Annotated in this window: 27 protein-coding genes and 1 other RNA gene; 17 read left to right on the top strand and 11 right to left on the bottom strand. The window is 55.1% G+C overall.

Going from position 1 to position 24417, the window contains the following annotated elements; all coding sequences use genetic code 11:
- Window positions 1-8: 8 nt before the first annotated feature.
- From ACLHDD_RS10810 to smpB, 3 genes are all read right to left on the bottom strand, one after another.
- Window positions 9-1205: an integrase domain-containing protein gene (locus ACLHDD_RS10810; RefSeq protein WP_427104115.1), complete on the bottom strand. Its 1197-nt coding sequence runs from the start codon at window positions 1203-1205 to the stop codon at window positions 9-11.
- A 192-nt stretch (window positions 1206-1397) separates the two neighbouring features.
- Window positions 1398-1759: a transfer-messenger RNA gene (gene ssrA / locus ACLHDD_RS10805) on the bottom strand.
- A gap of 43 nt (window positions 1760-1802) precedes the next feature.
- On the bottom strand, window positions 1803-2285 hold the full coding sequence (smpB, locus tag ACLHDD_RS10800) for an SsrA-binding protein SmpB (RefSeq protein WP_111140615.1): 483 nt from the start codon (window positions 2283-2285) through the stop codon (window positions 1803-1805).
- 158 nt (window positions 2286-2443) lie between these two features.
- Here smpB and ACLHDD_RS10795 point away from each other — a divergent pair, with 158 nt between their 5' ends.
- Both ACLHDD_RS10795 and ACLHDD_RS10790 read left to right on the top strand, forming a co-directional pair.
- Window positions 2444-2878 carry a type II toxin-antitoxin system RatA family toxin gene (locus ACLHDD_RS10795; RefSeq protein WP_111140614.1) on the top strand — a complete coding sequence of 145 codons (435 nt, stop codon included), beginning with the start codon at window positions 2444-2446 and terminating at the stop codon, window positions 2876-2878.
- On the top strand, window positions 2871-3164 hold the full coding sequence (locus ACLHDD_RS10790) for an RnfH family protein (RefSeq protein ID WP_427104114.1): 294 nt from the start codon (window positions 2871-2873) through the stop codon (window positions 3162-3164). Before ACLHDD_RS10795 ends, ACLHDD_RS10790 begins: the two co-directional genes overlap by 8 nt.
- A 110-nt stretch (window positions 3165-3274) precedes the next feature.
- On the opposite strand, the gene bamE is transcribed toward ACLHDD_RS10790, so the two are convergent.
- From bamE to nadK, 3 genes are all read right to left on the bottom strand, one after another.
- A complete protein-coding gene (bamE, locus tag ACLHDD_RS10785) occupies window positions 3275-3622 on the bottom strand; it encodes an outer membrane protein assembly factor BamE (protein WP_427104113.1) in 348 nt (115 codons plus the stop codon).
- A 186-nt stretch (window positions 3623-3808) separates the two neighbouring features.
- On the bottom strand, window positions 3809-5470 hold the full coding sequence (gene recN / locus ACLHDD_RS10780; protein ID WP_427104112.1) for a DNA repair protein RecN: 1662 nt from the start codon (window positions 5468-5470) through the stop codon (window positions 3809-3811).
- Window positions 5471-5554: 84 nt separating this feature from the next.
- Window positions 5555-6433 carry an NAD(+) kinase gene (nadK, locus tag ACLHDD_RS10775; RefSeq protein WP_313655405.1) on the bottom strand — a complete coding sequence of 293 codons (879 nt, stop codon included), beginning with the start codon at window positions 6431-6433 and terminating at the stop codon, window positions 5555-5557.
- A 122-nt stretch (window positions 6434-6555) separates the two neighbouring features.
- Between nadK and grpE the strand changes: the two genes are divergently transcribed.
- Window positions 6556-7137, top strand: coding sequence for a nucleotide exchange factor GrpE (gene grpE, locus ACLHDD_RS10770; RefSeq protein ID WP_427104111.1), 582 nt, complete (start codon window positions 6556-6558; stop codon window positions 7135-7137).
- A gap of 58 nt (window positions 7138-7195) precedes the next feature.
- Here the strand turns inward: grpE and ung are convergent, their stop codons facing one another.
- Window positions 7196-7876, bottom strand: coding sequence for a uracil-DNA glycosylase (gene ung, locus ACLHDD_RS10765; protein ID WP_427104110.1), 681 nt, complete (start codon window positions 7874-7876; stop codon window positions 7196-7198).
- A 243-nt stretch (window positions 7877-8119) separates the two neighbouring features.
- Between ung and grcA the strand changes: the two genes are divergently transcribed.
- Window positions 8120-8503, top strand: a complete 384-nt coding sequence (gene grcA / locus ACLHDD_RS10760; protein ID WP_427104109.1) for an autonomous glycyl radical cofactor GrcA — start codon at window positions 8120-8122, stop codon at window positions 8501-8503.
- Between the two features lie 216 nt (window positions 8504-8719).
- Here the strand turns inward: grcA and srmB are convergent, their stop codons facing one another.
- Window positions 8720-10048 carry an ATP-dependent RNA helicase SrmB gene (srmB, locus tag ACLHDD_RS10755; RefSeq protein WP_427104108.1) on the bottom strand — a complete coding sequence of 443 codons (1329 nt, stop codon included), beginning with the start codon at window positions 10046-10048 and terminating at the stop codon, window positions 8720-8722.
- A gap of 164 nt (window positions 10049-10212) precedes the next feature.
- On the opposite strand from srmB, the gene trmN reads away from it, so the two are divergent.
- Entirely contained in the window at window positions 10213-10962 is a 750-nt protein-coding gene (gene trmN, locus ACLHDD_RS10750) for a tRNA(1)(Val) (adenine(37)-N(6))-methyltransferase TrmN (protein WP_427104107.1), read from the top strand.
- Here trmN and nadB read toward each other — a convergent pair.
- Complete coding sequence (gene nadB / locus ACLHDD_RS10745) at window positions 10947-12569, bottom strand: L-aspartate oxidase (RefSeq protein WP_427104106.1); 1623 nt, start codon at window positions 12567-12569, stop codon at window positions 10947-10949. The genes trmN and nadB overlap by 16 nt on opposite strands.
- 408 nt (window positions 12570-12977) lie before the next feature.
- Between nadB and rpoE the strand changes: the two genes are divergently transcribed.
- From rpoE to acpS, 11 genes are all read left to right on the top strand, one after another.
- A complete protein-coding gene (rpoE, locus tag ACLHDD_RS10740) occupies window positions 12978-13553 on the top strand; it encodes an RNA polymerase sigma factor RpoE (protein ID WP_111139166.1) in 576 nt (191 codons plus the stop codon).
- A gap of 30 nt (window positions 13554-13583) precedes the next feature.
- The gene (gene rseA, locus ACLHDD_RS10735) at window positions 13584-14237 is read left to right on the top strand and encodes an anti-sigma-E factor RseA (RefSeq protein ID WP_427104105.1); all 654 of its coding nucleotides are present in this window, start codon (window positions 13584-13586) and stop codon (window positions 14235-14237) included.
- Window positions 14237-15193 carry a sigma-E factor regulatory protein RseB gene (gene rseB / locus ACLHDD_RS10730; RefSeq protein WP_427104104.1) on the top strand — a complete coding sequence of 319 codons (957 nt, stop codon included), beginning with the start codon at window positions 14237-14239 and terminating at the stop codon, window positions 15191-15193. The genes rseA and rseB overlap by 1 nt, the downstream gene beginning before the upstream one ends.
- Window positions 15190-15654 carry a SoxR-reducing system protein RseC gene (gene rseC / locus ACLHDD_RS10725; RefSeq protein WP_128084396.1) on the top strand — a complete coding sequence of 155 codons (465 nt, stop codon included), beginning with the start codon at window positions 15190-15192 and terminating at the stop codon, window positions 15652-15654. The genes rseB and rseC overlap by 4 nt, the downstream gene beginning before the upstream one ends.
- A 218-nt stretch (window positions 15655-15872) precedes the next feature.
- The gene (gene lepA / locus ACLHDD_RS10720; protein ID WP_111139117.1) at window positions 15873-17672 is read left to right on the top strand and encodes a translation elongation factor 4; all 1800 of its coding nucleotides are present in this window, start codon (window positions 15873-15875) and stop codon (window positions 17670-17672) included.
- Between the two features lie 9 nt (window positions 17673-17681).
- Window positions 17682-18656, top strand: a complete 975-nt coding sequence (gene lepB / locus ACLHDD_RS10715) for a signal peptidase I (RefSeq protein WP_427104103.1) — start codon at window positions 17682-17684, stop codon at window positions 18654-18656.
- Between the two features lie 130 nt (window positions 18657-18786).
- Window positions 18787-19467: a ribonuclease III gene (rnc, locus tag ACLHDD_RS10710; protein WP_010257656.1), complete on the top strand. Its 681-nt coding sequence runs from the start codon at window positions 18787-18789 to the stop codon at window positions 19465-19467.
- Window positions 19468-19608: 141 nt separating this feature from the next.
- A complete protein-coding gene (gene era / locus ACLHDD_RS10705) occupies window positions 19609-20514 on the top strand; it encodes a GTPase Era (protein WP_427104102.1) in 906 nt (301 codons plus the stop codon).
- Between the two features lie 4 nt (window positions 20515-20518).
- A complete protein-coding gene (gene recO / locus ACLHDD_RS10700; RefSeq protein WP_427104101.1) occupies window positions 20519-21247 on the top strand; it encodes a DNA repair protein RecO in 729 nt (242 codons plus the stop codon).
- Window positions 21248-21315: 68 nt separating this feature from the next.
- A complete protein-coding gene (gene pdxJ / locus ACLHDD_RS10695) occupies window positions 21316-22047 on the top strand; it encodes a pyridoxine 5'-phosphate synthase (RefSeq protein ID WP_427104100.1) in 732 nt (243 codons plus the stop codon).
- Window positions 22047-22427 carry a holo-ACP synthase gene (acpS, locus tag ACLHDD_RS10690; RefSeq protein WP_427104099.1) on the top strand — a complete coding sequence of 127 codons (381 nt, stop codon included), beginning with the start codon at window positions 22047-22049 and terminating at the stop codon, window positions 22425-22427. Before pdxJ ends, acpS begins: the two co-directional genes overlap by 1 nt.
- On the opposite strand, the gene ACLHDD_RS10685 is transcribed toward acpS, so the two are convergent.
- Window positions 22424-22672 (bottom strand): YfhL family 4Fe-4S dicluster ferredoxin, encoded by a 249-nt coding sequence (locus ACLHDD_RS10685; RefSeq protein ID WP_427104098.1) that lies wholly within the window; start codon window positions 22670-22672, stop codon window positions 22424-22426. The two genes, acpS and ACLHDD_RS10685, sit on opposite strands and share 4 nt — an antisense overlap.
- Before the next feature lie 55 nt (window positions 22673-22727).
- Window positions 22728-23567, bottom strand: a complete 840-nt coding sequence (locus ACLHDD_RS10680) for a MurR/RpiR family transcriptional regulator (protein WP_427104097.1) — start codon at window positions 23565-23567, stop codon at window positions 22728-22730.
- A 154-nt stretch (window positions 23568-23721) separates the two neighbouring features.
- Here ACLHDD_RS10680 and yfhb point away from each other — a divergent pair, with 154 nt between their 5' ends.
- The gene (gene yfhb, locus ACLHDD_RS10675) at window positions 23722-24360 is read left to right on the top strand and encodes a phosphatidylglycerophosphatase C (RefSeq protein ID WP_427104096.1); all 639 of its coding nucleotides are present in this window, start codon (window positions 23722-23724) and stop codon (window positions 24358-24360) included.
- Window positions 24361-24417 lie beyond the last annotated feature (57 nt).

Genomic DNA, 24417 nt, shown 5'->3' with positions numbered 1-24417 from the left:
GATTCCTTTCAAAAATGAGCTTTATAAGCGAAAATGCCCCACCAATTCATCATTTCTTTACGTTGTTCAAGATAAGTCGAACGGTTATAGGCTCTTCTGACTTCATTTTTATCGCTATGTGCAAGAGCTGATTCTATAACATCAGGATTAAAGCTGGCTTCGTTAAGTGCTGTGCTTGCTATGGAGCGGAGACCATGAGCAACTAACTTACCACCATAGCCGATTCTTTTTAAAGCAGCATTAGCAGTTTGGCTGTTCATTGGTTGCTTGGGGTCGTTCCTACTTGGAAAAACATACTGTCGGCTGGCGCTTATAGGACGCATAACCTCAAGAATCTCCAGAGCTTGTTTCGACAAAGGAACGACATGTTCTCGCTTGGCCTTCATGCGATCAGCAGGAATAACCCAAAGTTTCATATCGAAGTCGATTTCTTCCCATTGTGTTCCGGAGGCTTCTGCTGGTCTTACTAAGGTAAGAAGCTGCCACTCGATTAAACAGCGGGTGGCGACTGAGAGATTGGACATCACTAATGAGCGCATCAGCTTGGGCAGTTCTTCCGGCCGTAATGTTGGCATGTTTTGTTTTTTTGGCTTTTCGAAAGCCATCCCGACGCCAGAAGCTGGGTTTGCATCGATCAAACCGGTATTAACCGCGTAAATCATAATCTCGTTAATGCGCTGCACTAAGCGGCGAACCGTCTCAAGCGCACCGCGAGCTCTAATCGGCTCCAATGCTTCAACGATCGTTCTGGCTTTGAGTGTTTGAACAGGAATCTCACCAATAGAAGGGAAGATGTCTTTCTCCAGCGATCGCCAAATATCCTTCGCGTAATCCTCAGTGACGCTTTTGCTTTTAAGCAGAAACCATCTCCCGGCCACAACCGAGAAAATACTATCCAGCTCGATTTGTCGTTGCTCAGAAACTTCCTCTTGCTGCTTCTGCGGGTCAATCCCTTGCGCAAGCATCGAAAGATATTGGTCACGCATCTGGCGTACGACAGCGAGCGTTAGGGCAGGGTAAGAGCCAAGGCTGAGATTTGTGCGACTGCTGCTATTTGGTCGCTGGTAGCGAAAACGCCACAGCTTCTTACCTGATGTTTTGACGAGCAGGAAAAGACCGTCACCATCATGCAGTGTGAAGTCTTTCTCTTGAGGCTTAGCTTTGAGGATTTCGTTATTGGTGAGGGGGCGTGTCATCCGCGCCATGACTGATTTCCGTCCATAATTGGTACACGTTTTTGGTACACATTATAGCGTGTACCAATTCGTGTACCAATTATCTCTGGATTCAGGCGGATCATCTCGGAAGGTTACAGACACAAAAAAGCCCGCAGGGCTTGTGCCATGCGGGCTTTCAGGACTTCTGCGGATGGCACTGGAACCATCTTTGAAGAATTTTGGTGGAGCTGGCGGGAGTTGAACCCGCGTCCGAAATTACTACACCGTCGGCACTACATGCTTAGTCAGTTTTTACATTCGCCGGTTAGCTGCGAACAGACACGCCACTAACAGACTATCCTGATTGGATTTAACGCTTCAACCCCAGGCAAGGCATCCACGCGATCTCTTTTGGGTTTGACCTCTCTTGATCCCCGTCTTAAGAGCGGAAGCTAGGGAGAGAGGGCTCAGAGCAGGTTATTAAGCTGCTAAAGCGTAGTTTTCGTCGTTTGCGACTATTTTTTTGCGGCTTTTTACGAGGCAAACCGCCCCTCGGCATGCTCCTAAGGCTTCACAATCCCGTCGAGTCCAGAATCAGCCCCAGAACTTCAAATATTAGCAACTAAACAGCTTAAAATCCAGTGGTTAGCGCGCTGAATTCTTCATAATACGTGCTTTATCCAGCTTCCATTCGCGGTCTTTGATATCGTCACGCTTGTCGTGCTCTTTCTTACCGCGCGCAACACCAATCTTCAGTTTGCACCAGGCGTTCTTCCAGTACAGCGACAGCGCCACGATAGTATAACCTTCGCGGTTAACGCGGCCATAAAGGGAGTCGAGCTCACGTTGCTTCAGTAGCAGCTTACGGCTGCGCGTTGGGTCACAGACCACATGGCTGGAGGCAACGGCTAAAGGTTGAAAGGTTGAACCGAACAGAAAGGCTTCGCCATCGCGCAGCAGAATATAACTGTCGCTGATGTTGGCTTTACCGGCACGAAGCGATTTCACTTCCCATCCTTGTAACGATAATCCCGCCTCATACTCCTCTTCGATGAAGTATTCGTGACGGGCGCGTTTGTTCATGGCAATAGTGGCAGAACCGGGTTTGTGTGCTTTTTTCTTTGTCATAGTGCGGCGTATTTTACATCACTTAGTCGGTTATCGCATCCCCAGTCCAGCAGGGCGGCAGGAAACGGGATATTCTAGCACACCCTTACTCAGGGACATTTTTGTTTAATCGCTGAAAATGCTATTATTCAGCGGTTTCGTGATGAACAGGAACCATTATGGCTCAGATTAGTCGTTCGGCGCTGGTCCCGTTTAGTGCCGGGCAGATGTACCAACTTGTAAATGATGTGGATGCCTATCCGCAATTCCTGCCGGGTTGCACCGGTAGTCGCGTACTGGATGCGTCTGAAAATGAGATGACCGCATCGGTGGACGTGTCGAAAGCGGGCATCAGCAAAACATTTACCACCCGCAACACACTGACCGATAACCAGAGCATTCACATGCAGCTGGTTGACGGACCGTTCCGCAAGCTGACCGGCGGCTGGAAGTTCGTCTCGCTTGGCGATGACGCCTGCAAAGTTGAGCTTAGTCTTGAGTTCGAATTCACCAATATGCTGGTTGAGATGGCCTTTGGACGCATCTTCAAAGAGCTGGCTAACAGCATGGTGCAGGCGTTCACTCAGCGCGCCAAAGAGGTCTACCGTGCCTGATATCACTGTCGAGGTGGTCTATGCGCTGCCCGATAAGCAGTATCAGCGCTATGTAAAGGTGGAGCAGGGCAGCACGGTCGAACAGGCCATCAGAGAATCCGGACTGCTTGAGCTGCGTCGTGAGATCGATCTCGCCAGCAACAAAGTCGGCGTTTATAGCCGGCCGGTGAAACTGGATGACGTGATTAACGAAGGCGATCGTATCGAGATTTATCGTCCGCTGATAGCCGACCCGAAAGAGCTGCGGCGTCAGCGCGCAGAGCGCGCGGCGGAAAGCAAAAAGTAGGGCAGTGTTGCGCCAGTGCTGGCGGATAACGGCCATAAAAAAGGCGCTCATCGCGCCTTTTTGCTGTCTGACGTGCAGACTATCCGGGATGCAGACGGCCTGCTGTTCGATCAGCTGCCGCTCTGGGAGAGATTCTGCTTGTTATCGATATTGGTCAGTACACCGTTGCCATCGAAGGTCAGCGTCAGCGTCTGCTGTTTCACATCTTCATGACCCGGTTCCTGACGGAAAATGTAATACCAGACGTTGCTGCCGAACGGATCTTTCATCATCGGTGTGCCCAGCGTATAGGCCACCTGCTGCTGTGTCATACCGTTATGGATCTTGGCCACATCGTTGGCAACCAGGTAGTTGCCCTGGTTAATATCAGGACGATAGACCACGCGCTCTAAGGTGGAACATCCGGCGGTCATCATTAACATTACCACTGCCGCGGCAGTCAGCGTTTTACAGCGCATCTAAACATTCCTTTTCCGGGGCCAAACGCCTTTTACAGGCGATTTTCTTGCCATCAAAATCTGAACTCTGCCTGCGGCAGGCTTTATTACTCTGGCGACATAAGTGCCGATGATAATAAACCTTTTCGCTGTTGGGAACCTCTACAGAGCAAGCATAAGACCACGGTGGGTTAAAAAAGTGCGCTGCTAAGCGGCTAAAAGTTCTTTTGCGTTCGCCAGGGTATTGCGGGTGACCTCGCTGCCGCCCAGCAGTCGTGCCAGTTCCTGCAGGCGGGCCCGCTTATCCAGCGGCTGCATGTGCGTTTCGGTCATCGCGCCATCGGTCTCTTTGCTCACGAAGAAGTGCTGATGACCGCAACCCGCGACCTGCGGCAGGTGGGTCACACACATGACCTGCGTGGACTCGCCCAGCTGACGCAGCAGTTTACCGACCACCGCAGCAGTCGGGCCGCTAATCCCGACATCGACTTCGTCGAAAATCATCGCCGGGGTTTCCATTTTCTTCGCGGTAATTACCTGAATGGCCAGCGCGATACGGGACAGCTCACCACCGGAGGCGACTTTGCCCAGCGGCTGCAGAGGCTGGCCCGGGTTGGTCGTCACCTGGAAATCGACGCGGCTGGCGCCGTCTGCGGTGAGCTGGTCCGGATTAAAGGTCAGGGCGATGCGGAACTGACCGTGCGGCATGGAGAGCAGATGCATACTCTGGGTAATCAGCTGTTGCAGTTCATCGGCATAGTGGCCGCGCTGCTGATGCAGCTGCTCCGCGCTTTTCAGTGCGGCCTGATAGTGCTCGCCAACCAGCGACTGCAGACTCTCCTGGTCGCTCTCATGCTGCGACAGTAACTCGGCTTCGGCCAGCAGCTGCTGGTACAGTTCAGGCAGACCTTCCGGCGTGACGTGATGCTTGCGCGCCAGAGCAATCTGACGCGAAATACGTTGTTCCAGTTCATACAGGCGATTCGGATCCAGATCCAGGCTGTCGCAGTAATGACGCAGCTCGTCGCTGGCTTCGCTCAGCTGAATCGCTGCCTCTTCCAGCAGGTTGTGAACGCCGTTGAGCTTCTCATCCAGCGAGGTGAGTTCAGCGATCATCTCACGCGCGCTGTAGAGCAGGCTGTGAAGGTTGTTGTCATCGCTGTCGGCTAACAGCTGCAATGCCTGCTGACTGGTGGAGAGCAGCTGTCCGCTGTTGGCCAGACGCTTATACTCCTCGTCAATCTGCTCATATTCACCCTGCTGCGGCGCAAAGTCATTCAGCTCTTTCAGCTGATACTGCAGCAGCTCGCGACGCGCTTCGCGCTCCTGCGCCTGCTGCTGATGCAGCGCCAGGGTGCGGCAGCTCTGGTGCCAGGTGTGATAGCTGGCACGCATCCGCTGCAGCAGATCGTCGTGACCGGCATAGGCATCCAGCAGATGTTTCTGGTGATCGGGTTTAGTCAGAAGCTGATGAGCGTGCTGTCCGTGGATCTGAATCAGTAACTGGCCCAGATCGCGCAGCTGAGAAAGCGGTACGGCCGTTCCGTTAATAAAGCCACGGGAACGACCATCTGCGCTGATGACGCGGCGCAACAGACATTCGTTGCCGTCATCCAGATGATTTTCCGTCAGCCAGCGCTGAGCGGAAGGGGAAAATTTAAGCTGAAAGCGGGCGCAGAGATCGGCCCGGCTGGCACCCTGACGCACCATATCGGCATCGGCACGACCGCCCAGACATAATCCCAGCGCATCAATCGCGATGGACTTACCGGCACCGGTTTCACCCGTGATTGCTGTCATACCGCGTTGGAAATCAATGTCGAGCTCACGAACGATAGCAAAGTTACTGATGGTCAGTTGGGCCAGCATAGGTTCACCTGTATGGAAAAACAGATATGGTTTTTCATACAGTATAAACTGGTTTTTTATCCAGTAAAGAGGGGAGACTGGTTTTCAGAACAATTTTTTTGACCAGCCCAGTTTAGAACTCAGCGTGTTGAAATAACTGTAATTTTTGGGATGAATCAGATTGAGATGATGGGCGCTGCGCCGGATAAGCACATCCTCACCTTCCTGAATCGGCAACGCAATCTGACTGTCGCAGCTGATTTCCAGGTCACTGCGGCGTGAAGAAAAGCGCAGGCGAATGGTACTGCTGCTGTTGATCACCAGAGGTCGCGCCGACAGCGTATGCGGGAACATTGGCACCAGCACGATGGCTTCCAGAGAAGGTGTCAGAATCGGCCCGCCAGCGGAAAGCGAGTAGGCCGTCGAACCGGTCGGCGTTGAGATAATCAGCCCATCGGAGCGTTGAGAGAATGCAAAGACTTCGTCGATATACACTTCGAATTCAATCATGTGCGCGACTTTACCGGGATGCAGTACTACCTCGTTGATAGCTGAACCGATGCGCGGCGAGCAGTCCGATTTGCACACCTGCGCCTCCAGCAGAAAGCGGCTCTCGACGAAATAGTTGCCCTGCAGCACCTCATCCAGCTGCTGCTGCGCATTATCCGGGTCCAGGTCAGTCAGAAAGCCCAGGTTACCACGGTTAATGCCGATCACTTTGATGTCATAACGCGCCAGCACCCGCGCCGCGCCAAGCATGTTGCCGTCACCGCCGACCACGACGGCTAAATCAGCCTGCTGACCTATCTCCGCCAGCGTGCCCGTCTCTACGTCGTGAAGCGACAGCTCCTGCGCAATCTGCTTCTCAACGATCACTTGATAACCTTTGGCCGTTAGCCAGCGCCAGAGCATCTCATGCGTGGTTAACGCGGTGGGATGGCGCGGATGACCCACAATACCAATGCAGTTAAAGTGTTTGTTCATCTGGTCGGTGTTCCTTATAAGCCAAAACGGCAAGGCAATGTGATAGGTTCCCTTGAATCCGTCATACCAATCCCCATAATAAGCCAACCAGCGAAATGAATGTGCAAAACGCGGAGAAATTCATGAGTAGTAAAGAACAGAACACCCCAAACGAGCAAGTCTCAGACGAAATTCAGCAGGATCAGCAGCAACCTCAGGAAGCGGAGACAGCAACAGAGGTGGATCCGCGTGATGAGCGTATTGCTCAGCTCGAAGCTGAATTAGCGCAGTCGCAGACTGGCGTACGCGATGCCCAGCTGCGTGCGCAGGCTGAAATCGAGAACATTCGTCGTCGTACCGAGATGGACGTCGAGAAAGCGCACAAGTTCGCGCTGGAAAAGTTTGCTAACGAACTGCTGCCGGTTATCGACAGCCTGGAACGTGCGCTGGAAGTCGCTAACAAAGAAGACCCACAGCTGGCGTCGATGATTGAAGGGATTGAGCTGACTCTGAAAGGCCTGCTGGGTGCCGTGCGTAAGTTCGGTGTCGAAGTGGTTGGTGAAACGGGCGTGCCGTTCAACCCGGAAGTGCATCAGGCGATGTCGATGATGGAGTCTGAAGAGTTCGAGCCGAACCATGTCATGCTGGTGATGCAGCGTGGCTATACGCTGAATGGCCGCCTGCTGCGTCCGGCAATGGTCGCCGTTGCCAAAGCCAAAGGCTGATTCATCTCTGAATCCTGTCACACGGCCGCGCACTGACGCGGCCGTGTGCGTTCTGGCGTTAAGCCGGTAAGACCGGCGTCCAGTCCACCGGCTTTTTGCCGGCAGCGGTCAGCAGTTCATTGGTTCTGGAAAAGTGTTTGCTGCCGAAAAAGCCGCGGTGCGCAGAGAGTGGCGAGGGATGCGGTGCCTGCAGCACATGATGACGCTGACGATCGATGATGCTGCCTTTTTTCTGTGCGTGAGATCCCCACAGCAGGAAAATTACCCCTTCACAGTGCTCATTGATCGCCGCGATCACGTTGTCCGTAAACGTCTCCCAGCCGAATTTCGCATGCGAATGCGCTTTCCCCGCCTCAACGGTTAACACCGTGTTCAGCAGCAGTACGCCCTGTTTAGCCCAGCTTTCGAGAAAGCCGTGGTCGGGTTTCTCAAAACCGGGAATATCCTGCACCAGCTCTTTGTAGATGTTCTGTAGCGAGGGAGGCACCTGCACGCCGGGCAACACCGAGAAAGCCAGGCCATGCGCCTGATGAGGACCGTGATAAGGGTCCTGGCCCAGGATGACGACGTTAACGCCCCCCAGCTCCGTCAGGCGGAAGGCATTGAAAACATCTTTCTGCGGCGGATAGACGGTCACGCCCGCCGCGCGTTGGTCGGCGACCTGTTTCAGCGTCCCGACAAAATAGGGTTTCTCTTTCTCTTCGGCCAGCACGTCGTGCCAGGTCAGCTTCTCAGCCATCGTTAACTCCCTTAATGTTGTTGTCAGTAAGCTTAGCGGTTCCACGCAGAGAGCTGAAGGTAAAATAATTTGAAAAAATGCAGATTCAGTTGAAGGTGAGGACTTAGTGAGATCAAGGGGTTAGCGTGCAAGGCGATTTTGTGGCTGATTAATATTGATACAGGTCAAAGCTGTCAGAAATTCAGGGTGGTATACCGGGACCTCTTAATCAATTTATTCACCTATTACCCGGGAGTCGCAATCATGATCACTGGAATCCAGATCACGCAATCCAGCAATCCACAATTACTGAACTCATTCTGGCTGCTGGATGAAGAGAAAGGCGAAGCACGCTGCCTCTGTGCTAAAGCGGGCTATGAAGAAGATCAGGTCGTCGCCATCCGTGAACTGGGTGAATTCACTTACCGTGACGTGCCGGTGGAAATCAAGCCTCAGGTACGTGTGGAAGGCGGACAGCATCTGAATGTCAACGTTCTGCGCCGCGAAACGCTGGAAGATGCCGTTAAGCATCCTGAAAATTATCCTCAGCTGACCATCCGTGTTTCAGGCTATGCGGTGCGCTTTAATTCCCTGACGCCAGAACAGCAGCGTGACGTCATTACCCGTACCTTTACAGAAAGTCTTTAAGCCCCTGATTGAAAAGGTGCTGAAAAAGAACGCAAAGCACACACAGCAATTTTTAGCCCTTAAATTAAGGGGATAGCGCGTCTGACGCTTGACGCCCAGCGGGCACTCTTTTAAAGCGCTTACGCTGACCGTGAAAACGGGATGAAAGGGCTGTTACTCTCTGTTAAATAGAAAAAATCGCCTCCTGGGAGGCGATTTTTTTATGGCGGCGACGATTTATTCCGCAATCTTATCCGCTGGTGCACTGCCGCTTGCCTTGCGGCGTTTACCAACATTTTTAGCGTCGCGATGGCGTTTTTTCACGCGTGGTTTCTCCGTTTCGCTCGCTTTCTTCTCGGCACGCTTCGCCAGTGCCTTTTTCGACGGTTTTCCGGTGGTTTTAGGACTTGGCGCGCGCGTTACCGGGCGCAGCTCATCAATCACACGCGCTTTGATAGGCTCGTTCACATAACGGGTGATTTTGCCCAGCAGAACAAAGTCATGCGCCTCAACCAGTGAAATGGCGATGCCTTTACGGCCCGCGCGACCGGTACGGCCGATGCGGTGCAGATAGGTATCAGCGGTGCGTGGCATGTCGTAGTTAAAGACGTGGCTGACATCTTCAACATCGATACCGCGGGCGGCGACATCAGTTGCCACCAGCACGTTTACGCGGCCTTCGCTCAGACGCTTAATCGCTTCGTTACGCTTGGCCTGCACCATTTCGCCTTCGAGATAGCTGGTGCGAATCCCCGCTTCGTGCAGCCAGCTCACCAACTCATGCAGACGTTCACGCTTGCGTACGAACACGATGCTGCGCGTGACATCCGGCTGTTTCAGCAGATGAACCAGTAATTTGGTCTTGTGGTCCAGATCGTCCGCGCGGTAGTACCACTGCTGGATCTTTTTGCGCTCGCGGCGGCTTGGATCGGCCTCCAGCTCCACCGGTTCGTTCAGCAGACGCTCGGCGAAGTCGCGGATATTGTCGCCTTCCAGCGTGGCGGAAAAGAGCAGCGTCTGTTTGCGCCAGCGGGTTTCCGCCGCGATGGTCTCGATGTCCTGAGCAAAGCCCATATCGAGCATACGGTCCGCTTCATCCAGCACCAGCGTTTCAACGGCGCGGCAGTCGAAGTTCTCTTCTTTAATGTACTGCAGCAGGCGGCCAGTGGTCGCGACCACGATGTCCTGGTTTTCGCTGAACACTTCGGCATGGTTCATATAGGCCACACCGCCCGTGATGGTGGCGATATCCAGATGGGTATGCTTTGCCAGCTCACGCGCATGGTCGGCGACCTGCATCGCCAGTTCGCGGGTCGGAACCACGATCAGGATACGTGGCGGACCGGATTTCTTGCGCGGGAAATCAAGCAGGTGCTGCAGTGCCGGTAACAGGTACGCGGCCGTTTTCCCGGTCCCGGTAGGTGCCGAACCCAGAACGTCGCGGCCCTCCAGTGCGGGCGGAATTGCAGCAGCCTGAATCACTGTTGGGCGCGTAAAGCCTTTTTCCTGCAACGCTTGTAGCAGGCTTTCGTCAAGTTCGAGTTCGGAAAATGTGGTTACTGTCATGGTCTACCTCAGTTTGGGGCGCTGATTATAGACAGATCAGACTGAATCTTCATCTGTTAATCCGTTTCGGCTGTGCACGGCGTTGTCTGTTACGTGAAATCACGCTGTTGTCACGTTACACTCATGCGCTGCCGGACGGCAGGAAAAATCAATGGTAGTGACGAATGATGCAGGATAAGCCGCGCAAACGGCCACAGTTAAACAATAACGGATTTACCTTTAAACAATTTTTTGTCGCACACGATCGCTGTGCGATGAAAGTGGGCACCGACGCCATCCTGCTGGGTGCCTGGGCACCGGTCGCCGGGGTCAGGCGCATTCTCGATATCGGCAGCGGCAGCGGGCTGATCGCGCTGATGCTGGCGCAGCGCACGCCGACAAACGTCGCTATTGATGCGGTTGAACTGGATGCCGACGCCGCGCAGCAGGCGCAGGAAAATGTGCAGCAGTCACCCTGGCCGGGGCGTATCTCGGTTCATCAGCAGGATATCGCCAGCTGGGCGGAAGCGTGCGATAAACGTTATTCGCTGATTGTGAGCAATCCTCCCTATTTTGCGCCTGGCGTTGCCTGCGCCAGCGCGGCGCGCGACAGCGCCCGCGCCACGGCCTCGCTGGGCCATCAGACGCTATTGCGCAGTGCGGCGTTACTGATTGAAGAGGAGGGGATGTTCTGCGTGGTGCTGCCTGTAGACATTGGTCAGACATTTATTACCCTGGCGCAGGCTGATGGCTGGCATCTGCGCTTCCGGCTGGATGTGGCGGAGTATGCTCATCGGCCACCACATCGCGTCGTGCTGGGACTCTCGCCGCAGGCCGGAGAAACGCTGCTGGAGCGCCTCGCTATCCGTGCGCCTGACACCCGCTATTCGGATGAGTGGTGCGGCCTGACGCAGGCGTTCTACCTCTTTATGTAGCCAGCAGGGGCCAGCACGGTCGGCAGCGCTTCCGGCAGTAATGCCGGATAGTCGCGGATAAAGTGCAGGCCGCGACTCTCTTTCCGCGCCAGCGCACAGAGCACCATCAGTTCCGCCACCTGCACCAGATTCCGTAGCTCCAGCAGATTGTTGGAGAGGCGAAAATGACGATAATATTCATCTATCTCCTGCTGAAGCAGCGTAATGCGGCGCAATGCCCGCTCCAGTCGCCGGGTCGTGCGGACAATGCCGACGTAATCCCACATAAACAATCGCAGCTCGTGCCAGTTGTGCTGGATCACCACACGCTCATCCGCATCATCTACCTGACTTTCATCCCAGGCGGGCAGTTCCGTAACGGCCGCGATGGCGGGCAGGGTACGCATCAGCTCTTCGGCCGCCGACCAGCCGTAGACCAGACACTCCAGCAGTGAATTGGACGCCATGCGGTTCGCGCCATGCAGGCCGGTATAACTTACCTCACCGATGGCAAACAGACCGCTGATGTCCGTCTGTCCATGCTGATCGACGACCACACCGCCACAGGTGTAATGCGCGGCGGGCACAATCGGGATCGGCTCCCTGGTGAGATCAAAGCCAAAGGTCAGCAGCTTCTCGTAGATCATCGGGAAATGGGCGCGCACAAAGGCTTCGGGCTGGTGGCTGATATCCAGATACATACAGTCGACGCCGAGCCGCTTCATCTCATGGTCGATAGCGCGGGCGACGATATCGCGCGGGGCCAGTTCCGCGCGTTCATCGAAGTCGGGCATAAAGCGGCTGCCGTCGGGACGTAACAGCCAGGCCCCTTCACCGCGCAGGGCTTCAGTTAACAGGAAACTCTGCGCCTGCGGATGAAACAGGCAGGTCGGATGAAACTGATTGAACTCCAGATTAGCGACCCGGCAGCCGGCCCGCCATGCCATCGCGATGCCATCACCAGAGGCGATATCGGGGTTGGTCGTGTATTGATAGACTTTGGCCGCGCCGCCGGTGGCGACGACTACGGCCCGCGCCTGACAGGTTTCGACCTGCTCGCGGTTCCGGTTCCAGATCCAGGCCCCAATCACCCGGCGAGGACCAGGCAGGCCACTTTTGTCTGAGAGGATCAGATCGACCGCGTTGGTACGCTCCAGAATCCGGATATTAGGGTGGCTCAGCGCCTGGCTTACCAGCGTGTTTTCCACCGCGTGGCCAGTGGCGTCAGCGCTGTGCAGGATACGGCGATGACTATGGCCGCCTTCGCGCGTCAGGTGATAACGCATGTCGCCCGCCGCCTGAGGATCGAGGTCAAAGGCCACGCCATTGTCGATCAGCCACTGCACGCAATGACGCGCATTGCTGGCCACAAAGGAGACGGCCTCGCGGTCGCATAATCCCGCGCCGGCAATCAGCGTATCGTCAATGTGCGACTCGATGCTGTCCGTCTCATCAAATACTGCTGCAATGCCACCCTGCGCATAGAGCGTCGAGCCCTCATTAACCTGCGCTTTACTGAGAACTGTTACCTGATACTGTCTGGCCAGCCGTAACGCCAGCGACAGTCCGGCGGCGCCGCTGCCAATAATTAAAACATCACACTGATAATCCGGGGTTGCTTTCATCATAATGTTTAATTTACTAAACAAACTGTGGTCTGAGCATAAGCCTGAACGGGTTTTCTGTGAAGTATTTTAAACGGAGGAGCGGTTTTTTGGTGAAACTGTTCCTGAAATGACCTGTAATCAAGGAGTTAAAATGGTACGCCTGTTTGTCAGGTTTTTTATAGCAGACACATAAAACCTGATTGATTTAATGATGAAAAAGCTGTCGTCATAGGTTAATCTGCCTGCGATTTGTGCTCCTTACACTGAACGAAAACGAACAACCCGTGTAGCGGCCACTGGAGCAGTAAATATCAGGGCGAAAAGTGAACTTCGCACCACATCACAACTCTAAGCGCATGCTTGCTCAGAATAATGAGATGTGCTGGCAGTTACTTTATGCATTCAGAATTTGGGGAGACATTACCTCGGATGAGCGAGCAGTTAACGGATCAGGTCCTTGTCGAGCGGGTACAGAAGGGAGATCAAAAGGCGTTTAACTTACTGGTGATTCGTTACCAGCACAAAGTGGCGAGTTTGGTTTCACGCTATGTTCCTTCGGGCGACGTGCCAGACGTAGTACAGGAATCCTTTATTAAAGCGTATCGCGCGCTGGACTCATTCCGGGGCGATAGCGCGTTTTATACCTGGCTGTACCGCATTGCGGTTAACACAGCGAAAAATTACCTGGTTGCTCAGGGGCGACGTCCGCCATCCAGTGATGTGGATGCAATTGATGCGGAAAATTTCGAAAGTGCGAGTGCATTAAAAGAAATTTCGAACCCTGAGAACTTAATGTTGTCTGACGAATTGAAACAAATTGTCTTTCGTACCATCGAGGCGCTACCCGAGGATTTGCGTATGGCAATTACCCTCAGGGAACTGGACGGTCTGAGTTATGAAGAGATCGCCGTCATTATGGATTGCCCGGTAGGCACTGTTCGATCACGTATATTTCGTGCGCGAGAGGCCATTGATAACAAAGTTCAACCGCTTATCCAACGTTAGTGATAACGGCTACTGGAAGGGTACACAGGCATGCAGAAAGAAAAACTTTCCGCTTTAATGGATGGTGAAACTTTAGATAACGAGCTGTTTTCCGCCTTATCTAAGGACGCAGAATTACAGAAAAGCTGGGCGAGCTATCATCTCATTCGTGACACGATGCGCGGCGATGTCGGCGAGCATCTGCATTTTGATATCTCTGCGCGCGTCGCGGCCGCCATTGAAAAAGAACCGCTGCGTACGGTAACCACGCTGATTCCGGAAGCGCAGCCAGAACCTTCCCGCTGGGAAAAGATGCCATTCTGGAAAAAGGCCCGTCCGTGGGCTGCGCAACTAACTCAGGTGGGCGTCGCGGCCTGTGTTTCTCTGGCAGTGATTGTAGGCGTTCAGCACTACAACCAGCCACAGGACAGCGCCACGCAGACCTCCGATTCGCCGGTTTTTAACACGCTGCCCATGATGGGCAAAGCCTCTCCGGTCAGCCTGGGCGTGCCGTCTGATGCGTTCGATACTAACAGCGCGAATCAGCAGGTTCAGGACCAGCGCCGCCGTGTGAACGCCATGCTGCAGGATTATGAACTCCAGCGTCGCCTGCATGCGGATCAGCTGCAGTTTGAAACCGGTGCGCCAAAACAGGCACAGGTTGATGTTCCCGGAAACCAGTCATTAGGACAGCAGCAGCAGTAATGAAGCCGCTTTGGTATGCTGTTAGCCTGCTGGCAGGCAGCCTGTTATGGTCCTCTGCTGCCCCGGCGCAAAATTCTGCGTCCGGGGCACTCTTACAGCAGATGGAGCAGGCGAGCCAGAACCTCAATTACGAATTCGCCTATATCAACGTCTCACGCATCGGCATTGAATCGCTGCGTTATCGTCATGCAGTGATCGATAACCGTATATTTGCGCAGCTGCTGCAGATGGACGGGCCGCGTCGGGAAGTCATCCAGCGTGGCAACGATATCAGCTACTTCGAACCCGGGCTCGATGCCTTTTCCCTTCCCGGCACGCACATCATCGATGCATTACCTTCGGTGATTTTCGCTGATTTCGCCAGGCTATCCTCTGCCTACGATTTCATCACGGTGGGGCGTTCGCGCATCGCCGATCAGATGTGTGATGTGCTGCGCATCGTGTCGCGTGATGGCACCCGCTACAGCTATGTGGTCTGGCTGGATGTGGATACCAGGCTGCCGCTGCGCATAGATCTGCTCGATCGCGATGGTGAAACGCTGGAGCAATTCCGCGTCATCAGTTTTGCGGTGGATGAAGGGGTGCGTAACCTGATGCAGGGACTGGAAAAGGCTAATCTGCCGCCGTCGCTTTCCGTGCCGAAAGGCGACGCGGTGACGCTCAGCTGGCAGCCCGGCTGGATACCCGCCGGGATGTCGCTGGTGTCGCAGAACCGTCGTACGCTGCCGGGACTGAACAAGAATATGGAGTCGAAGCTCTACAGCGATGGCCTGTTTAGCTTTGCGATTAACGTGACGCCAGCCGATAAAACCAGTAACACGCAGACATTGCGCACTGGGCGTCGCACGGTCCAGACCGTTGTGCGCAATAATAGCGAAATTGCGGTGATCGGCGAACTGCCGCCGTCCACTGCCAAACGTATTGCGGATAGCATCGACCTGGGGTCACAAAAATGATGAGAGAATGGGCCACTGTGGTGGCATGGCAGGATGGCATTGCCACGCTGCACACTGAAGCAAAAACCTCCTGTAACAGCTGCCAGGCACGCAAAGGCTGCGGCAGCCACATGCTCAACAAGCTTGGTCCAAAGAATGCGCATGTGATGCAGATCGCCAGCAGCAAACCGCTGCAGCCGGGTCAGCGCATCGAGCTGGGCATTAAAGAGAGCAGTCTGCTTGGGTCAGCACTGCTAGTCTACATGACACCGCTTTTTGGGCTTTTCCTGGTGGCGGGCCTGTTTCAGTCCCTCTTCGGCAGCGACCTGGCTGCCGCCTGCGGCGCACTGCTGGGCGGCATCGGCGGTTTCATCGTCGCGAAAGGCGTTTCGATGAAATTTGGCGACCGTGAAGCCTTTCAGCCTGTGATTCTCAACATCGCCTTACCGCCCGATGCGCTGCGTGTTGAAAGCGAAGCGTAACCTGCGTCCAGGCCGCGCATCCCGCGGCCCTTGTCTGTTCTGTCCTGCGCTGATTTCTGTTTCGCTTCCACCACGTTCCATTCTTTTATGCGCGGCGTTAACAGTGTAATATGCGTCGTCATTAATGAGGCTGACAGGATTGTGGGTAAAGAGCGATCTTCCTGAATGTGTCTGTGCTCAGATTTTCAACTGAATTTTAAGCGAAGATATCTCAATAAATGAAGCACATAAGAAATTTCTCCATCATCGCTCACATCGACCATGGCAAATCTACGCTCTCTGACCGCCTTATTCAGATTTGTGGTGGCCTCACTGACCGTGAGATGGCTGCGCAGGTTCTCGATTCAATGGATCTGGAGCGAGAGCGTGGCATTACCATCAAAGCCCAGAGCGTGACACTCGATTACCACGCGAAAGACGGCGAAACTTACCAGCTCAATTTCATCGATACCCCAGGCCACGTCGACTTCTCTTATGAAGTTTCCCGCTCACTGGCAGCCTGTGAAGGTGCACTGCTGGTGGTGGATGCCGGTCAGGGTGTTGAAGCGCAGACACTGGCGAACTGCTACACCGCGATGGAGATGGATCTGGAAGTGGTGCCGGTTCTGAACAAAATCGACCTGCCCGCCGCCGATCCCGAACGTGCCGCGCAGGAGATTGAAGATATCGTTGGTATCGATGCCGCCGATGCGGTGCGCTGTTCCGCCAAGACCGGCGTTGGCGTACCGGATGTGCTGGAACGCCTGGTGCGCGATATTCCGCCGCCGGAAGGCGATCCGGATGGCCCGCTGCAGGCCCTGATCATCGACTCCTGGTTCGATAACTACCTGGGTGTTGTCTCGCTGGTGCGTGTGAAAAACGGCACCATGCGCAAAGGCGACAAGATTAAAGTCCTGAGCACCGGTCAGACCTACAACGCTGACCGCCTGGGGATCTTTACGCCGAAACAGGTCGATCGCACCGAACTGAACTGCGGTGAAGTAGGCTGGCTGGTCTGTGCTATCAAAGATATCCTCGGCGCGCCTGTGGGCGATACGCTGACCACTGCGCGTAATCCGGCAGACAAAGCGCTGCCTGGCTTTAAAAAAGTGAAGCCGCAGGTGTATGCCGGTCTGTTCCCGATCAGCTCTGATGACTATGAAGCCTTCCGTGACGCGCTCGGCAAACTGAGCCTGAATGACGCCTCCCTGTTCTATGAGCCAGAGAGCTCAACGGCGCTGGGCTTTGGTTTCCGCTGTGGCTTCCTGGGTCTGCTGCACATGGAGATCATTCAGGAACGTCTGGAGCGCGAATACGATCTCGACCTAATCACTACCGCACCGACGGTCGTGTATGAAGTTGTGACCACCAGCGGCGAAGTCGTGTATGTCGACAGCCCCTCTAAGCTGCCGCCGCTGAACAACATCGAAGAGCTGCGTGAGCCGATTGCCGAATGTCACATGCTGCTGCCGCAGGAGTATCTGGGCAACGTCATCACGCTCTGTATCGAGAAGCGTGGCGTGCAGACCAACATGGTTTATCACGGCAAGCAGGTTGCGCTGACCTACGAAATTCCGATGGCTGAAGTGGTACTCGACTTCTTCGACCGTCTGAAATCGACTTCACGCGGTTACGCCTCGCTGGATTACAACTTCAAACGCTTCCAGCCTTCTGACATGGTGCGTGTTGACGTTCTGATTAACTCTGAGCGTGTGGATGCGCTGGCGCTGATCACTCACCGCGACAATGCCCCTTATCGCGGACGCGATCTGGTTGAGAAGATGAAAGACCTCATTCCGCGTCAGCAGTTCGACATTGCCATTCAGGCGGCCATCGGCAACCACATCATCGCACGTTCAACGGTGAAACAGCTGCGTAAAAACGTGCTGGCCAAATGTTATGGCGGTGACGTCAGTCGTAAGAAGAAACTGTTGCAGAAACAGAAAGATGGTAAGAAGCGCATGAAGCAGGTAGGTAACGTTGAGCTGCCACAGGAAGCGTTCCTCGCCATTCTGCATGTCGGTAAGGACAGCAAATAAGGATTTCTGATGGCTAATATGTTCGCCCTGATTCTGGCGATAGCGACGCTGATTACTGGCATCGTCTGGGTTATTGATCGCTTTAAATGGGCACCTGAGCGTCGTGCGAAACAGGCGGCGGCTCAGGCGCAGGCCGGCAATACGCTCGACAGCAAAACGCTGGCGAAGGTCTCTTCTCAGCCAGGCTGGGTGGAAACCACCGCTTCCGTATTTCCGGTGCTGGCCGTGGTCTTCATCGTGCGGTCGTTTATCTACGAACCCTTCCAGATCCCATCGGGTTCCATGATGCCGACCCTGCTGATTGGCGACTTTATCCTGGTGGAGAAGTTTGCCTACGGTATTAAGGATCCGATTACCCAGACCACGCTGATCCCAACCGGTCAGCCAAAACGCGGTGATATCGCGGTATTCAAATACCCGAAAGATCCAAGTCTGGACTATATTAAGCGCGTTATTGGCCTGCCGGGCGACAAAGTCATCTATGATCCTTACAGCAAAACGCTGACGGTGAAACCGGCCTGTGCCGATGAAAAAGCCTGCGTGTCGGCGTTACCGGTGACCTACACTGACGTTGAGCCGAGCAACTTCATTCAGACCTTCAGCGGCTTTGATGGCAACGAAACCGGCAACGGCTTCTATCAGGTGCCGCAGGGCGATACGCTGCGCGGCGGACTGCGCCTGGGCACCCGTAAAGAGACGATCGGTAACGTCACGCATGACATTCTGCTGGTTAACGAAGCGCAGAGTCAGGCGGGCATGTATTATCAACAGCCGGGTCAGCCACAGGCGACCTGGGTGGTGCCGAAAGGGCAATACTTCATGATGGGCGATAACCGCGATAACAGCGCCGACAGCCGTTACTGGGGCTTTGTCCCGGAGCGTAATCTGGTCGGCAAAGCAGTCGCTATCTGGATGAGCTTTGAGAAACAAGAAGGGCAGTGGCCAACCGGCGTACGATTCAGTCGCATCGGCGGTATCCACTAAATCATTGTCTGATTAACAGGCAAATCGGGTGGCCTCCTCAGGGAGGCCACTGCACACCAAACGGAACGTGCTGGACTGCCAGCCCCGTTTGGTATGCAGAGTCACAGACGCAACAAAGAACTGGAATCGCATGAATCCCATCCTGATTAACAAGCTTCAGCGCAAACTGGGCTACACTTTTACTCATTCGGAACTGTTACAGCAGGCCCTGACTCACCGCAGTGCCAGCAGTAAGCACAATGAACGCCTGGAATTTCTTGGCGACTCTATTCTTAGCTATGTGATTGCGAATGCGCTTTATCACCGCTTCCCGCGGGTTGACGAAGGTGACATGAGCCGCATGCGTGCCACGCTGGTGCGTGGCAATACGCTGGCAGAGATGGCGCGCGAATTTGATCTCGGCGAGTGCCTGCGCTTAGGGCCGGGTGAGCTGAAAAGCGGCGGTTTCCGTCGCGAATCGATTCTGGCCGATACGGTGGAGGCGCTGATTGGCGGTATTTTCCTCGACAGCAGTATCGAACGGGTCGAGCAGCTGATCCTCGACTGGTATCAGACCCGCCTCGACGAAATCAGTCCGGGCGACAAGCAAAAAGATCCAAAAACGCGACTGCAGGAATATCTGCAGGGACGTCATCTGCCACTGCCCAGCTATCTGGTAGTACAGGTCCGTGGCGAAGCTCACGATCAGGAATTTACCATTCACTGTCAGGTGAGTGGCATGGCCGAGCCGGTTGTCGGTGTCGGCTCCAGCCGTCGTAAAGCTGAGCAGGCAGCAGCGGAGCAGGCGCTGATAAAATTAGGTCTCGAATAGCTCTGCCAGCGTAACAGCGCCTGATGAGGCGCGATAACACCGGACACAGAGCTGTCCCGGCGTCAGCAGACGCTGAATGACACACGATTCAAATAGCACGCTTTCAGCGTCTTTTCCGGCGCTGAACAATTCAGGACTCGAATGAGCGAAAACGTTACTTATTGCGGCTTTGTCGCGATTGTTGGCCGACCCAACGTCGGTAAATCCACCTTACTGAACCAGTTGCTGGGGCAGAAGGTGTCGATCACCTCACGCAAGCCGCAAACCACGCGCCACCGTATCATGGGCATTCACACCGAGGGTGACTATCAGGCGATCTACGTCGACACCCCGGGTTTGCACATGGAAGAGAAGCGCGCGATTAACCGTCTGATGAACCGCGCAGCCAGCAGTTCGATCGGCGACGTCGAGCTGGTGATCTTCGTGGTCGAAGGCACGCGCTGGACACCCGATGATGAGATGGTGTTGAACAAACTGCGCGACAACAAGGTGCCGGTGGTGCTGGCGGTCAACAAGGTTGACAACATCCAGGATAAAACTGTCCTGCTGCCGCATCTGCAGTTCCTCAGTCAGCAGATGAACTTCCTTGATATCGTGCCAATCTCGGCGGAAAGCGGCAAGAACGTTGACACCATCGCGGCAATTACCCGTAAGCATCTGCCACAGGCCGATCATCACTTCCCGGAAGATTACATCACCGACCGCTCTCAGCGTTTCATGGCTTCGGAGATCATCCGTGAGAAGCTGATGCGCTTCCTGGGCGCGGAACTGCCTTACTCTGTGACAGTGGAAATCGAGCGTTTCGTCACTAACGAACGTGGCGGCTATGACATCCATGGCCTGATTCTGGTTGAGCGCGAAGGCCAGAAGAAGATGGTGATTGGTAATAAAGGTACCAAAATCAAAGTCATCGGAACCGAAGCGCGCAGGGACATGGAAGAGATGTTTGAAGCGAAAGTGCATCTCGAACTGTGGGTGAAAGTGAAATCCGGTTGGGCAGACGACGAACGTGCGCTGCGCAGTCTGGGTTATACAGACGATCTCTGATTCAATGGAAGGCTGGCAACGCGCCTTTGTGCTGCATAGTCGTCCCTACAGTGAAACCAGTCTGCTGCTCGACCTGTTCAGCGAAAGCGAAGGGCGGGTGCGGGTACTGGCCAAGGGCGCCCGGTCGCGGCGCTCGCAGCTGAAAGGTGCGTTACAGCCTTTTACTCCGCTGCTGGTCCGCTGGAGCGGGCGTGGCGAAGTCAAAACCCTGCGCAATGCCGAAGCGGTGTCGCTGGCCTTACCGCTTAGTGGCATCACACTCTACTGCGGTCTTTACGTCAATGAACTGGTCTCCCGCGTGTTGCAGCAGGAGTTTCCCTTCTCCGAACTCTTCTTCGATTATCTCAACTGCCTGCAGGCATTAGCCTCCACTCACGGCCAGCCGGAACCGGCACTGCGCCGCTTTGAACTGGCGCTGCTCGGTCATCTGGGATACGGCGTTGACTTCCTGCACTGCGCCGGTAGCGGTGAGGCGGTGAGTGATGAGATGACCTACAGCTACCGTGAAGAGCGCGGGTTTATCGCCAGCCTGGTAGCCGGCCAGCGCAGCTTTACCGGTCGCGAGCTGCGCGCCCTGTATGAGCGGGAATTCCCGGATGCTGCCACGCTGCGCGCCGCCAAGCGATTTACCCGCATCGCCCTGAAGCCCTATCTGGGCGGCAAGCCGCTGAAAAGTCAGGAGCTGTTCCGCCAGTTTGTTCCAAAAAGAAAGCCTGAACAGGCAGATGAATAGCGCGGGTCGTACCGCCCCTGTTTGCGCGGTACACTCAACACTACGATGGAAAAGAAGTGAGGATGGTCATGGCTGAGTTGCTGTTAGGCGTCAATATCGATCACATTGCCACGGTACGTAACGCCCGTGGTACAAACTATCCCGATCCGGTGCAGGCGGCGTTTATCGCCGAGCAGGCGGGCGCGGATGGCATTACCGTTCACCTGCGCGAAGATCGTCGTCACATCACCGATCGCGATGTGCGCATCCTGCGTGACACCATCCAGACGCGTATGAATCTGGAGATGGCGGTCACCGATGAGATGATCGGCATCGCCTGTGACATCCGTCCCCATTTCTGCTGCCTGGTGCCGGAAAAACGTCAGGAAGTAACGACCGAAGGCGGTCTGGATGTGGCCGGGCAACAGGAGAAGATGAATGCAGCCGTACGACTGTTGAGCGACGCAGGCATTCTGGTTTCGCTGTTTATTGATGCCGATCATCGCCAGATCGAGGCAGCGGTGGCCAGCGGTGCGCCCTACATTGAGATTCATACTGGTGCCTACGCCGAAGCACCCGAGGGGCTGGCACGCGACACCGAGCTGGCGCGGATTCGTCACGCCGCGACCTTTGCCGCCAGCCTGGGGCTGAAGGTGAATGCCGGACACGGTCTGACCTACCACAATGTGCTGCCGATTGCGGCGCTGCCGGAGATGCACGAGCTGAATATCGGCCATGCCATTATTGGCCGTGCAGTGATGAGTGGCCTGCCGGATGCCGTCAGAGAGATGAAGCAACTGCTGCGTGAAGCCCGTCGCTGATGGCTATTCTGGGGCTGGGCACCGACATCGTTGAGATCGAACGCATCGCCGGGGTGATTGAACGCACCGGTGACAGGCTGGCGCGTCGGGTCCTGAGCGAAACGGAATGGCAGCAGTATCAGACCCACCATCAGCCGGTGCGCTTCCTTGCCAAAAGATTTGCAGTTAAAGAGGCAGCGGCAAAAGCCTTTGGCACCGGCATTCGCGGGGGGCTGGCGTTTAATCAGTTTGAAGTTTACAACGACGAGCTGGGCAAACCGGGATTACGTTTTTTTCAGCATGCGGCGGAAGTGGCGCAGAAGCTGGGGGTGAACCAGGTTCACGTGACGCTGGCTGATGAACGTCACTACGCCTGTGCCACAGTGATTATTGAAAGTTAACCGTGCAGCAGCACAAACTTCTCCCACAGCGCATCGCGTGATTCGATGTGCTGTGGGTCAGTGATGATGGTGTTATCGATAGGGCAGACCTGCTGACAGGTCGGCACCTCATAGTGACCGACGCATTCGGTACAGCGGCTGGCATCGATTTCATAGATCGCATTACCCAGCGAAATGGCCTGGTTCGGGCACTCCGGTTCACACATATCGCAGTTAATGCATCGGGTCGTAATCAACAGCGCCATCTTTCCTACCTGATAACAACAGAAAAAGCGCGGGTATTATACGCGCTGTCGCTGATCAGACCAGCTTTTTCACCAGTGCCTCGCTGTGGCGGATATGGCTGGAAGCGCGTTCCGGATCGTTCTGCACCAGCGCCATAAACAGCAGATCGGTCAGGGCCAGCTGCGCCGTGGTAGAGGAGATTGCCGCGCTGCGGGTGCTCTGCTCTTCAGCGACCGTGTAGAGACAGTAACCGGCGCTCTGCTGCAGCGAGTTGGGCGTGAAGCCGGTAAAGGCCACCACATCGGCTCCCACCTGCACGGCTTCCTGCGCCGCCAGGTTGATCTCGCGTCGCTCGCCGGTGTAGGAGATGGCGAGCAGTACATCGCCAGGCCCCATTGCCTGAACGCTGGCCAGCAGTGCATGCATGTCCTGCTCGGCGACCGCATTGATGCCAATTTTCATCAGCTTCCAGGAAAAATCTTTTGCCACCAGCCCTGAGGCGCCGATACCCACCAGCAGAATACGTCGGGCATTTTTCAGCAGCTGCAGCACGTCATTAAGCTTTTCTTCGCTGTTAATATCCAGCGTGGCCCGGATCGCCGACAGCTTTTCGGTCAGCAATTTCTCGCCTACCATCTTGAGCGGGTCGTCGCTGAGAATATGGTTATGCACGGTTATGGCATCCTTGTCCGCCAGTGACTCACTCAGGGCCAGCTTCAGCGCCGGAAAACCTTTGTATCCCAGCTTCTGGGCAAATTTGACGACACTCGACTGGCTGACGCCGGACTCTTCCGCCAGCTTCTGTGAACTCAGATGGCGCGCCCGATCGGGTTGTGACAGTAAAAAATCCGCCAGCCGACGCTCGTTCAGGGCCAGACGCGGATAAAGCTGGCGAATGCGCAGCAGTGAACTCATGCCCAATCCTCATCATTCAGAAATAATCGGAGAAGAATAAACTATTCATCAGGCATTGTAGTCATCGGAATTAAAAATGACACGCATCGCCGAGCCGCCTGATGATGGCTACACTACTCTTTATCATCCCGGAATCTGTCTGAAGGAGAGCTGTTTGACCAGGGGAACACATCGTCGCATTGTATTTTTTGACCTGGATGGCACATTGCACCAGCAGGACATGTTTGGCACCTTTATGCGCTATCTGCTGCGTCGCCGCCCGCTTAACCTGGTGCTGGTGGTGCCACTGCTGCCGGTGGTCGGAATTGGTCTGCTGCTGAAGGGGCGGGCCGCCCGCTGGCCCATGAGCCTGCTGCTCTGGTCGATTACCTTTGGCCGTTCAGAAGAGACCCTGCTGCGACTGGAAGCCGAATTTGCGCAGTGGTTCCGTCTGCGCGTTACAGCCTTTCCGGTAGTGCAGCAACGCCTGACGGAATACCTGGGCAGTGACGATGCGGATGTCTGGCTGATCACCGGATCGCCGCAGTCGCTGGTGGAGCAGGTCTATTACGACTCGGCGTTTCTGCCGCGGGTAAAACTGATCGCCAGCCAGATGCAGCGCGGCTGGGGTGGCCGGGTGCTGTCGATGCGCTGTCTGGGTCATGAAAAGGTCGCTCAGCTTGAAGAGAAAATCGGCACGCCATTGCAGCTTTATAGCGGTTACAGCGACAGCAAGCAGGACAACCCGCTGCTGTTTTTCTGTCAGCATCGCTGGCGCGTGACGCCCGCGGGTGAGCTGCAGCAGCTGGAATAAGTTTCGACAGGCAGGAGGAGATCGCTATAATGCGCCGCTTTTCAGTCGCCCGGAGTG

This window comes from Pantoea sp. NSTU24 (assembly GCF_050157905.1).
Lineage (GTDB): Bacteria > Pseudomonadota > Gammaproteobacteria > Enterobacterales > Enterobacteriaceae > Pantoea.
This window is presented reverse-complemented; position numbering and strand designations above follow the sequence as displayed.